Source organism: Achromobacter sp. (assembly GCF_032113835.1).
In the GTDB taxonomy this organism is placed as follows: domain Bacteria; phylum Pseudomonadota; class Gammaproteobacteria; order Burkholderiales; family Burkholderiaceae_B; genus Achromobacter.
Genome location: NZ_DAMCTG010000125.1, coordinates 1 through 11,274, shown reverse-complemented (window position 1 = coordinate 11,274; position 11,274 = coordinate 1). Strand labels below are relative to the sequence as shown.

Annotated in this window: 11 protein-coding genes; 7 read left to right on the top strand and 4 right to left on the bottom strand. The window is 67.1% G+C overall.

The features are described 5' to 3' along the window. Positions 1–138 precede the first annotated feature (138 nt). Positions 139–741, bottom strand: coding sequence for a helix-turn-helix domain-containing protein (locus RT697_RS25550; RefSeq protein ID WP_409517489.1), 603 nt, complete (start codon positions 739–741; stop codon positions 139–141). A 98-nt stretch (positions 742–839) separates the two neighbouring features. Continuing rightward, on the bottom strand, positions 840–1,628 hold the full coding sequence (locus RT697_RS25545; RefSeq protein ID WP_313702456.1) for an NAD-dependent deacylase: 789 nt from the start codon (positions 1,626–1,628) through the stop codon (positions 840–842). A 166-nt stretch (positions 1,629–1,794) separates the two neighbouring features. Between RT697_RS25545 and RT697_RS25540 the strand changes: the two genes are divergently transcribed. Together RT697_RS25540 and RT697_RS25535 are read left to right on the top strand one after the other, a co-directional pair. Beyond that, a complete protein-coding gene (locus RT697_RS25540; protein WP_313702455.1) occupies positions 1,795–2,409 on the top strand; it encodes a cysteine dioxygenase in 615 nt (204 codons plus the stop codon). Positions 2,410–2,490: 81 nt separating this feature from the next. Further along, positions 2,491–3,255 carry an IclR family transcriptional regulator gene (locus RT697_RS25535; RefSeq protein WP_313702454.1) on the top strand — a complete coding sequence of 255 codons (765 nt, stop codon included), beginning with the start codon at positions 2,491–2,493 and terminating at the stop codon, positions 3,253–3,255. Here the strand turns inward: RT697_RS25535 and RT697_RS25530 are convergent. Next, positions 3,164–4,813, bottom strand: a complete 1,650-nt coding sequence (locus RT697_RS25530; RefSeq protein ID WP_313702453.1) for an FAD/NAD(P)-binding protein — start codon at positions 4,811–4,813, stop codon at positions 3,164–3,166. The genes RT697_RS25535 and RT697_RS25530 overlap by 92 nt on opposite strands. Then, on the bottom strand, positions 4,810–5,778 hold the full coding sequence (locus tag RT697_RS25525; RefSeq protein ID WP_313702452.1) for a tripartite tricarboxylate transporter substrate binding protein: 969 nt from the start codon (positions 5,776–5,778) through the stop codon (positions 4,810–4,812). Before RT697_RS25525 ends, RT697_RS25530 begins: the two co-directional genes overlap by 4 nt. A 312-nt stretch (positions 5,779–6,090) precedes the next feature. On the opposite strand from RT697_RS25525, the gene RT697_RS25520 reads away from it, so the two are divergent. From RT697_RS25520 to RT697_RS25500, 5 genes are read left to right on the top strand one after another with little or no spacing between them, the layout of a single operon-like run. Continuing rightward, positions 6,091–7,260, top strand: coding sequence for a CoA transferase (locus RT697_RS25520; RefSeq protein ID WP_313702451.1), 1,170 nt, complete (start codon positions 6,091–6,093; stop codon positions 7,258–7,260). Next, complete coding sequence (locus tag RT697_RS25515; protein WP_313702450.1) at positions 7,257–7,976, top strand: enoyl-CoA hydratase/isomerase family protein; 720 nt, start codon at positions 7,257–7,259, stop codon at positions 7,974–7,976. The genes RT697_RS25520 and RT697_RS25515 overlap by 4 nt, the downstream gene beginning before the upstream one ends. A 28-nt stretch (positions 7,977–8,004) precedes the next feature. Continuing rightward, a complete protein-coding gene (locus RT697_RS25510; protein WP_313702449.1) occupies positions 8,005–8,838 on the top strand; it encodes a CoA transferase in 834 nt (277 codons plus the stop codon). Further along, positions 8,831–9,565, top strand: coding sequence for a CoA-transferase subunit beta (locus tag RT697_RS25505; protein ID WP_313702448.1), 735 nt, complete (start codon positions 8,831–8,833; stop codon positions 9,563–9,565). Before RT697_RS25510 ends, RT697_RS25505 begins: the two co-directional genes overlap by 8 nt. A 44-nt stretch (positions 9,566–9,609) precedes the next feature. After that, the gene (locus RT697_RS25500) at positions 9,610–11,103 is read left to right on the top strand and encodes a class I adenylate-forming enzyme family protein (protein ID WP_313702447.1); all 1,494 of its coding nucleotides are present in this window, start codon (positions 9,610–9,612) and stop codon (positions 11,101–11,103) included. The last annotated feature ends 171 nt before the right edge of the window (positions 11,104–11,274 follow it).

The window sequence follows — 11,274 nt, the reverse complement described above, 5'->3', positions numbered from 1 at the left end:
GTGGCGAGCACGTCGGTCAATCGTCTTGCGGTGCCGAGCATATTCAATACCTCCATGCGCGGGCCGTCAGAAGTCGGCGCCAAAGTCGTTTGAACAATTCATGGCGCGGGCGCGGGGGCGATGCCTTTGCGCGCAGCGCTAATGAAACTGTCCTCCTAACAATGAATCATCGAGTTGTTCCGGTGAAACGCCCAGGGCCTCGGACACGCGGTCAAGAATGACCTGCCGGGGCCGCGGGCGTGGCCGTTCCAATTCGATATAGATGGAGTGATCGACGCCAAGCCGGGCAGCCATGTCAGCCGTGCTGATGTTCAGATGCTCGCGCCAGGCGCGTATCAGGCTCCAATCGTTGCCGGTTTTTAGATTGACTACAGCGGGCGGCAGGCGCGCTTGAGCCCCTGCAAATTTCTTGCGAGAAGCGCGCGGCGCGGTTGCCGGCTTTTCATCGCTCAGGGCGGAGACGCTGTGACGCGACTCGCCTCGAGGTGTCGTGTGCGCCGTGACGGCGAGAAAGACGGCGCCGCCATTCAACTGGCGGTATTCGTCGTTGCCCACCCAGCACAGCGTTTCGCCGTTATCGAGCTTGCATTCGCAATCCAGGTGCGTATTGCTGGGCATGCCTTCAAGCAGAGCGATGGTTTCCGTGGTCGTGGCGTGTCGCACCACACGGTGCAGCACACCGTCCGGCGAACGTACGAAGACGTCGGGAAGTCTCCAGGAAAACGGAATGATCATCTCCACAAGCGAAGCCCATTACACCACTGTATAGCGCGGTTGTAATGGTGGAATTGGGGGTTTCCCCGCGAGTGTGGCGCAAGTGTCATAGACGTGTGATCCGGTTACGACGGATCCTCACCAAACCTCGCGGCGGCAAGCACCTTGGGCATCATTTCGGCCGCGGCGCCGCGCAGGTTGTGGTGCGCCAGCGCATCCAGGGGAGTTGCGGCCGGGTTGACCTGCACGACCGTGGCGCCGGCCGCGATGGCCAACTTTGGCAATTCCGCGGCGGGATACACCAGCGACGAGGTGCCGATGCTGAACAGCAGGTCGCACTGCTGCACGGCGCCGGTGGCGTCGCGCCAGGCCTGCGCAGGCAGGCTTTCGCCAAACCAGACGACGCCCGGTCGCACCGGGGCGCCGCATGCGGTGCAAGCGGGCGGCGTGATGCGGCGGCCGGCATCGGGTTCTTCCGGCGTTTCCGTGGCAAAGGACTGGGGGGCGCCGCAGCGCGAACAGCGCGGCGCATGCAGGCTGCCATGCAGATGCGTGACGTCGCGGCTACCCGCGCGCTCGTGCAGATCGTCCACGTTCTGCGTGATGACGGTCAGCAGGGGAACGTGGCAGGCGAGCGTGGCGATGGCGTGGTGCGCGGCGTTGGGCGAAGCGCGCAAGACCTGCGCGCGCCGCCATTCGTACCAGCCCCAGACGACGTCGGGATGCTCCTGAAAAGCTTCGGGCGTGGCCAGCGCCTGCGCGTCGAAGCGCGACCACAGCCCGGTCAGGGCGTCGCGGAACGTGGCGATGCCGCTTTCCGCGGAGACCCCCGCGCCCGTGAAAACGACGACGCGGCGCGCGTCGCGCAGCGCCTGCGCCAGCGCGGGCGGAATATCGTGATGCGTGTTTTTCATTTCCAACCTTGCAGACAGTTCGATACGCTGCATGCGCCGGCAAGGGGCTGTCAAGCGAGGTGCGCGGCTTTGGCCCGTCCGGGAAGCGGCTGACGTGTGCGTCGCCGTCCTGAATGGTGGATACTCTTTTTTCATTCTGGGATTTCATCCCGCCTGGAGACGTGCAATGCCTGAATCGAACACCGGCCTGGAACGGCTGCGCCGCTTTATCGCCACCGCGACGCGGCTGTCCACGCCGACGGCGCTGGACCAAAGCGCTGAACTTGAGGCGGCATTCTCGGACCTGGTGAGCCACGACGATTGGCTGCCCGAAGCCTGTACCGCCCCGCACCCGCAGTTCTATCAGCAGTACCTGCTGCATTGCGATCCGCTGGAGCGCTTCTCGCTGGTGAGCTTCGTCTGGGGGCCCGGTCAGTCGACGCCCGTGCACGATCACGAGGTCTGGGGTTATGTGGGCATGCTGCGCGGCTCGGAGATCAATCAGCGGTTCACGCGGGGCGTTGATGGACGCCTGGCCCCCGCAGGCGAGGCCACGACCCTGCGGCCCGGCGATGTGGAGCGCCTGTCGCCGGCCGAAGGCGATATCCATCAGGTGTCCAACGCTTATCCCGACCGCGTTTCCATCAGCGTGCATCTGTACGGCGGCAATATCGGCGCCGTATCGCGCCACGTCTATGACCCGGCCACCGGCGTGGCCAAGCCGTTCGTGTCGGGCTATTCGTCGCCCAGCCTGCCCAATCTTTGGGATCGGTCTGCCGCAGTGCGCGCCGCGTTGGGCTAGCGCGGCGGCCGCGTGGAAACCGCTGTTCCCGCGCCGTGTCTCGTGCTATGTTCCCGTCCTAAATATTAGGAAAAATCACGAATGGACAAGACGCTGCTCAAAGGGCTGATGGTGCTGGAAGCGGTGACCGATGTGGACAATCCGCCGCGCACCATCGACGCGCTGGCCGCGCGTGTGGGCCTGACCCGCAGCAATACGCATCGCACCCTGCAGACGCTGATCCACGCCGGCTATGTCATCAAGGACGATGACGGCGGCGGTTACCGCGGGGCTGTGCGGCTGTTCGAACTGGCGGCGCGGCAGTTGGCGCAACTGGACGTGCGCAAGCTGGCCGCGCCTTACATGCGCACGCTGGCGGACCAGACCGGCGAGACCGTGCACCTGTCGGTGCTCGACGGCTTTGACGTGGTGTACGTGGACAAGATCGACAGCCCCCAGCCCATTCGCGCGTATTCCATGGTGGGCGGCCGCGCGCCGGCCTACGCGGTGGCAACCGGCAAGGCCCTCCTGGCCTATCAGGTTGAAGGCTACGTCGAACGCTACGCGGAGCAGATGGTGCGGCACACGCCGTCCACCATCGTGTCCATGCCGCTCTTGAAGGATGAACTGCGCAAGATCGCGCGCGCGGGCTACGCGGTCAATCGTGGTGAATGGCGCGAAGGGGTGGGCGGACTGGCCGTGACCGTGTTCAACAGCCTGGACCAGCCCGTGGCCGCGGTCGGCATCTCGGGGCCGCTAGACCGCCTGAGCGCCGCTAGGATGAAGCAGCTCGCGCCGGATGTGGCGGCCTGTGCGCAGTCCATCTCTCAGGGGATGGGCTATCGCCGGGGATTTCTGGATCAGTAGCCGGTGCGGCGCGCAGTGCGGCCGCGATCCGCTCGGCCTGATCTCGCGCCAGCCGGGCATTCACGTCCATGGACGTCGTCCAGAAGTAGGTGCCGCCTGCCAGACTGCCCAACACCGAGACGCCCGCCACGATCTGGCCGGCTGAGCTCTTCAGGCAGCCAGTGCCGTAGTCCAGCGCCAGTCCGCCATGCGGATCGGCGTGCGCGTGACCGTCGCGCAGCAAGTGGGATACGAGCGGATCGTCCGTGCGCTGCGCGTCCACTGAAAAACTCGTGGCATTGATCAGATGTTGGCTTGCGTGCTCGATCTGGCCGTTCGCCGTGCGCAACCGTGTGCGGAACAGGCCGGTGGCCGGGTCGTGATCGCAGCCGGCAAACCCCGCAGTGACGCGGAGCTGGCTGGCGTCGAACAATGCCTGCACCTTCAGGGCGTTGCGCATCGGGAAGGTCGCGCGGCGCGCCATCCACAGCGATCGCCATTGCGACTGGAACCGGCGCCGTTCGGTGTCCGGCAGCAGATGCCAGATCCGGTCCACCGCCGCATTGGTCGCGGCAGCCACCGCCTGCCACGGGCGCGGCGCCGCGGACGACCGGCGGATTTCATCCTCCAGCGCGGCGTGTGCGTCGCCATCCATGCCCAGCACGTCGTCGTCGTCCAGCGAACCCTGCAGTGATTGAACCTCGTCACGCAAGGCTCGCCAGACGATATCCAGCGTCAGCGTGCCGCCATGCCGGGCAGCCAGCCGAAGGGCGCCGTCGCGGCTCAGGTGTTGCAGCGTGTCGGGCGAGCGGTTGTGCGGACTGCGCACCGACGGCAGCCGCCCGTTGCGGGAGACGCAAAGAATGGGACCGCGGTGCCCGGCCTGCTGCAGCGCGGCCACGGCGTCCACCGCGCTCAGGCTGGTGCCGATGACGCACACGGACGCATCGGGCGCGATGGCCTGCGCCAGCGCCGACACCGGGTAGGGGCTGTTGAAGTAACCCGCCACGCCTTCCAACGCGGGAAATGCCTGAGAAGGCAGGTTGCCGTTGCACAGCACGACGTGGCGCGCATTGACCGGCATACCGTGATCAGGCTGGACGAGCACGCGGCCGTCAGGCTTCGGCACCACGCGGCGCACGCGGATGGGCGCATGCACAAGCGTCGCGCCCAGCGTGCCGGCAAGCTGGCGGCACCGCTCGTACACCGCGCGCATATAGGCGCCGAACAGCGGGCGCGGCAGGAAGTCGGCGGGATCGATGGCGGTGACGCCGTAGCCTTGCAGCCAACCCGCGTCCTGTTCGCGCAGCCAGTCGACGAAGTCCAGCCGATGATCGGCGCGCGCGGACATGTTGCCTGCGGGAATGTTGAGCAGGTTGCTGCGCAGATCGTCCTGATACGCGCCGCCCGGGCCGGGGTCAGCCTGCGGCTCGAAAAGATGGATCGTCGGCGGGCGTGAGCCCGGCGCGGCCCGCTGCGCCAGCAGGAACTGGTACAGGAAGCTGACGCCGACCGAGCCGCCGCCGACGATGGCCAGGTCCGCTGCGGCCGGCTGGGCCAAATCCGGGGCGCGCGTCATTTCGCCGCCGACAGGCGCACCACGTCGGCCCAGCGCGCGACTTCCTGCTTGAGCATCCGGCTGGTGTCGGCGGGCGAGGTGGCGATGGCGTCGGCGCCCAGCTTCAGCGCGGCCTGCTGCACGGATTCCATCGCCGCGGCCTTTCGCATGCCATCCGACAACTTGTCCACGACAGCGGGCGGTGTGCCCGCCGGCGCGAGCAGCGCGTACGTGGTGGCGACCGAGTAATCCTTCACGCCCTGTTCCGCCAACGTCGGCAGGTCGGGCAGTGCGGTGGCGCGCTTGGCCGTCGTGACGCCCAGCAGCCGGATCTTGCCGCTGGCGACCTGCGGCAGCAGCGCGGGCAGCGTTTCGATGACCATGTCGATCTGGCCGCCCAGAAGATCGGTGATGGCAGGACCGCTGCCGCGATAAGGCACGTGCATGAGCCGCGTGCCGGTGACCGCCTGGAAGAGCTCGCCGGCCATGTGTTGCGAGGTGCCGGGTCCGGCCGATCCGAAGGTGATCGTCCCGGGTTTGCTCTTTGCCAGCGCGATCAGCTCCTGCACGTTCTTGGCCGGGATCTTGCTGCTGTTCACCGCCACCGCCATCGGCATGCTGGTGGCCATGGACACGCCGACAAACGCCGTGCCGAAGTCATAGCCGGGCTTGTCGGGCATGGCGGCGTGGATGGCGTGGCTGCCTACCGCGCCCATCAGCAGGGTGTAGCCGTCGCCCGCGGACTTGGCGACGAATTCCGCGCCGATCTCGCCGCCCGCGCCGGCCTTGTTCTCCACGACCACGCTCTGGCCCAGGAAGTCTCCCAGATGCTGCGCATAGATGCGCGCGGCGGCATCGGTTGCGCCGCCCGGCGGAAACGGCACCACCATGCGGACGGGTTTGGTCGGCCAGTTGTCGGCCGATGCGGGGTTGGCCGACAGCGCCAGCACCGTGCTGGCCAGGGCAATACGCCACGACAGTCTCATGCAAGTCTCCTCGGTGGATGGGCCAGCATGCGGCGGGGCGGTGCGCGATTGCGAGGCGCCGGCGACGCTGCAGTCCTCTTTATGTAATCCTAAATATTAGGATTGACATTTCAATAAATGGTTTACCTAGAATTCCACACGGTGCTATGCTGGTCAACAATTAACCGCGGCACCTAGGGATTGCACTAGGAGTCGCGTAGATATCAGCGGTATTCTTCACGCGACGGGTCTGGATGATGCCATCGTTGAAGGCCGAGTCTTATATTGTTTTCTGCATCCCAAATATTGAATTTTCATAACGAGAGGTCAGACATGACACCCAATTCGGCACTAGCCGGCATCACGGTGCTGGAGATTTGCAACGTCGCGGCGGGACCCTTTTGCGGCATGTTGTTGGCGGACATGGGCGCGGACGTGATCAAGGTGGAGAACCCGGACGGCGGCGATACGTTGCGCAGCTGGCCGCCGATCTCGGACGGCTACAGCGAGAACTTCGCCTCGCTCAACCGCAACAAGCGGTCGGTGACGTTGAACCTGAAGGATCCCGGCGATCTGGCCTTGGCGCGCGAACTGGCGTTGCGCGCCGACGTGCTCATCGAAAACAACCGGCCGGGCGTGATGGAGCGGCTGGGCCTGGGCTACGTGCAACTGCGCGAGGCCAATCCCCGGCTGGTGTACTGCTCGATCTCGGCGTATGGCCAGTCCGGACCGCGCGCGCAGGAAGGCGGCTTTGACCTGACCATCCAGGCCATGAGCGGCATCATGAGCGTCACCGGCGAGCCCGGCGGCGAACCGGTCAAATGCGGCGTGCCGCTGGCGGACTTTTCCGCGGGACTGTACGGCGCGTTCGCCATCGCATCGGCGCTGCGCGCGGCCCAAGCCAGCGGGCAGGGCACGCACATCGACGTGCCGATGCTGGGCGCCACGCTGGGCATTGCCGCCCTGCAGACGTCCGAGTTCTTCGGCAGCGGCAAGGATCCGGTCAAGCTGGGGTCCGCCCATCCCCGCAACGCGCCGTACCAGGCGTTTCGCTGCAAGAACGGCTATTTCGGCATGGCTGCGGGCAACCAGGCGCTGTGGAAGGCCGTGTGCGCGACAGTCGGGCGCGAAGACCTGCTGGCCGATCCGCGCTTTACCGACACCAGCGCCCGCGCCCGCAATCAGACCGATCTGCGCGACATCCTGGAAGCAATCTTCGCCGAGCACGAGGCGCAGGACTGGCTGGCGCGCTTCCGCGCGGCCGGCGTGCCGTGCGCACCGATCAACACGTATTCGGAGGTGCTGGCCGATCCGCAGGTCGAGCACATGGGCTGGGTGCAGGCGCTGGAGCTGCCCAATGGCGTGCAGACCCGTACGTTTGGTTTGCCCGTTCGGTTCGACGGCGAGACCACGGCGCTGCGCCGCCGGCCGCCCGCGCTGGGCGAGCACAACGACGAAGTGCTGGGACCGCTGCGCGGCGCTGGCAAGGGAGGCAAGCAATGAGCGTTCTGCGTATTGACCGGCAAGGGCCGCGCCATGTACTGACGCTGGCGCGCCCCGAAAAGATGAATGCCCTATCGGCCGATCTGGTCGAGGCGCTGATTGCCGCGCTGGACGAGGCCGAGGGCGAACGGGCTCAGGTGATCGTGCTGCAAGGCGAGGGCAAGAACTTCAGCGCGGGCTTTGACTTTGGCGATTGGCAGACGCAGAGCGAAGGCGATCTGCTGCTGCGCTTCGTGCGGATCGAGACCCTCCTGCAGCGGCTGGCGGCCTCGCCGTGCCTGACGGTGGCGCTGGCGCACGGCCGCAATTTCGGCGCGGGCGTGGACGTGTTCGCCGCCTGCAAATGGCGCATCAGCGCGCCGGACGCGACGTTCCGCATGCCCGGTCTGAAGTTTGGCCTGGTGCTGGGCACGCGGCGTTTCGCGTCGCTGGTGGGCGTCGAGCGCGCGCGCACGATTCTTGAACAGGCCGCCACCTTCAACGCCGAAGACGCATTGCGCGATGGCTTCGTCAGCCGGTTGGCAACGCCGCAGGAATGGCCGCAGATCGGCGAAGCGGCGCTGGAGACGGCGAGTGCGCTGACCGACGCCAGCCGTACGCAGCTATACGCGGCCTTGTCGCAGGAGACGCCGGACACGGACATGGCGCGGCTGGTGCGTTCGGCGGCGGCGCCCGGTCTGAAGGACCGCGTGGCGGCGTATCTGCAGGCGCGCTAGGCGCGTCCCATCGAGCAGGAGGAAGACAATGGCTTCAGGATTCAACCAGAAGAACAAGCAGTGCAGCTTGCAGGAACTGGCGGCGCTGGTGCCCAACGGGGCATCCATCGCGCTGGGCGGCAGCTTTCTGCATCGCGGACCGTTCGCCTTCGTGCGCGAACTGATCCGCCAGGAAAAGCGCGATCTCGAACTCATCAAGCAGTCGCCGGGCTACGACGTGGACATTCTGTGCCGCGCGGGCGTGCTGCGCCGCGTGCGCGCGGGCATCGTCGCGATGGAAGGCAACTTCGGACTCGCGCCCTGGTATCGGCGCGCCGTGGAGCGCCACGAGATCGAACTCGAGGAACATGCGTGCGCCAGCCTGACGGCGGGGCTGCGCGCGGCGGCCTTTGGCGTGCCGTTTCAGCCTTGCGGCGGTCTGCATGGCAGCGGCCTGCCGGAGCTGAACGGCTGGAAATGCCTGGATGATCCGTACGGCAGCGGCGAGAAGACGTGGGTGGTGCCTGCGATCCGGCCGGACTTCGCCGTGATCCAGGCGTCCGAAGTGGACGCGCTGGGCAACGTGCGCGTGCATGGCACGGCGCACTGGGACCGCATCATGTCGCGGGCCGCGGGCAGCGTGCTGGTCGTGGCCGAAAAGCAGGTGGACAGCGCCGTGTTCGAGGCGCAGCCCGAGTCCACGCTGGTGCCGTATTTCATGGTGCAGGCCTTTGCGGTCGTGCCGCAGGGCGCGTGGCCGGGTTCGTGCTGGCCCGACTACGCCATCGACTATCCGGCGGTGGAAACCTACATGGACAAGAACAGCGATCTGCGCGCGCACATGGCGGCGGCGCCCGAAGCGCGGGAGGGAAATCATGGCTGAGCAATGGTCGGGCTTTTCGTACATCGTCACCAATCTGGCGCGTTTCATCCGTCCTGACGAAATCACCTTCAGCGGCGTGAACTCCACCATGCCCATGCTGGCGTGCCTGCTTGCCAAGCGCGCTTACGACTGGGACTTCGTGTACATCAACGTGGCCGGCGGCGTGAACCCGCGGCCCTCGCACATTCCGTTGTCCAGTTCGGATCCGGTGCTGGCTGAACACACCGCATCGATCTTCTCGAACGAAGATTTCTACGACCTGTGCACGCGCGGCCGCATGGACCTGACCTTTCTGGGCGCCGCGCAGATCGACGGGGCGGGCTGCGCCAACAACTCGTGCATCGGCGACTGGCATGAACCCAAGGTCCGGCTGCCGGGCGGCGGCGGTGGGGCGGTGATGCTGCCCACGGCCAGGCGCGCCTGCACCTGGCGCACCGAGCATTCGCGCCGCACGTTCGTCCCCAAACTGGATTTCATGACGTCGTGGGGCGGTTTTCACGGCGTGGTGACGCCGATTGCGGTGTTCATCAAGCGCGACGGGCGGCTGGCGCTTCAGTCGTGGCATCCGGAATCCAGCCTGTCTGAAGTGCGCGAACGCACCGGTTTCGAATTCGACGCCAGCGGCGCGGGTCCGACCGAACCGCCGACCGGGCAGGAAGCCCGCGCCTTGCGCGATCTGGACGCCGACGGGCAGTTCGAACGCGACGCTGCGGTCTCACTGCGCTGACCGCGCGCCACTCATCAACGAGCCCGGTACAGGGGGAGTCAGTCATGACGATTACCGATGCCACGGTCGTGGCGGCGTTTGCGCGCTTGTGGGACCAGCCGGAATGGGCGGCTTGGCCCGCGCTGGTGACCGCCGAGGAAGCGGTCAGCTACGAAGAACTGCGCCGCCGCGTGGGACAGGCGGCAGGCGGCCTGCGGGCCGCCGGTGTCGCACCGGGCGATTACGTCGGCGTGGCGATGGAGCGCTCGCTGGCGCAGGTGGTGGCCATCTTGGGCGTCATGGCGGCGGGCGCTTGTCCGTGTCCGCTGGAGCCGCGGCTGTCGGTCGAGGAAACCGCGCGGCGCGTGGCGGCAGTGGGGTTGACGTGGATGCTGGCGGATGACGGCAACGCCGCTACGGCCAGCGCCTGCGGCCTGCCCGAGGCGCGCGTGCTCGATGCCGCGCGGGTGGCAGCGAGCACGCCGGACTGGGCGGGCGCGGACATCGCGCCGCAGGCGCCGGGTTTGCTGCTTTTCACGTCGGGCAGCACGGGCAATCCGAAAGGCGTGCTGCTATCCCATCAAGGCCTGGTGAACAACGCGCGCGGCGTGCTGGCGCATACGGGGCTGACGCCTTCGGACCGCCTGCTGCACGTCATGCCTCTGCATCACACCAACGCCCTGAACAACCAGATTTTCACGCCGCTGCTGGCCGGCGCAAGCGTGGCGTTGGCGGGCCGGTTCCGCGCGCAGGACATGCCCGGTCTGCTGGACGTGTTCAGGCCCACGATCATCACCGGCGTGCCGACGATGTATGCGCGCATGCTGGAGCTGACGTTCGATCCGGACAGGCTGGCCGGGCTGCGCTTTGCGCGCTGCGGGTCGGCGCCCATCACCGAGGCCCTGCATCGCCGGATCGAAGCCTTTCTCGGGTGTCCGCTCGTCGTGTCTTATGGGTTGTCCGAGGCCACCTGCACGTCCACGATGAATCCGCCCGATGCGCGGCGCGTGGGATCCGTGGGCACCGTGCTGCAAGGACAGGACGTGAGCCTGCGCCTGCCCGACGGCAGCTTGGCGCCCGGGGGGGCGGAAGGCGAGATCTGCATCGCGGGCGACAGCCTGATGCTGGGCTATCTGGGCGTGGACAGCGCGGACGCGGGCGCGCCCCGGCTGCTGCGCACCGGCGACCTGGGCCGCTTCGACGCGCAGGGGTACCTGACCATCACCGGGCGCATCAAGGACGTGATCATCCGGGGCGGCGAGAACATCTCGCCCGCGCTGATCGAAGGCGTGGTGGCGGGGTTGCCCGGCATCGCCGCCTGCTGCGTGGTGGGGGCGCCGGACGATGACCTGGGCGAGACGCCGGTGATCTTCGTGCAGCGCAATGGCGAAACCGCGCCCGACGCGGCGGCGATACAGGCCGAGGTGCTGGCGCGGCTGGGCCGTATCTATGTGCCGCGCGACGTCTTCTGGATCGACAGGTTGCCCGAGAACGCGGTCGGCAAAGTGGACCGCAAGGCGCTGGCGCGCCAGGCGGCGGCGCGGGAGGCTGTGCAGTAGGGGGGTGTCTGACACCCTTGATGCGGTGGCGCAGGATGAAGGTTGTCTCACCTGGGTGTCAGACACCCGGGGGCGCCTAGCGCACGTTTGTAATGGGGGTGTCAGACACCCTTGCCGCGGTGGCGCAGGATGAAGGTTGTCTCACCTGGGTGTCAGACACCCGGGGGCGCC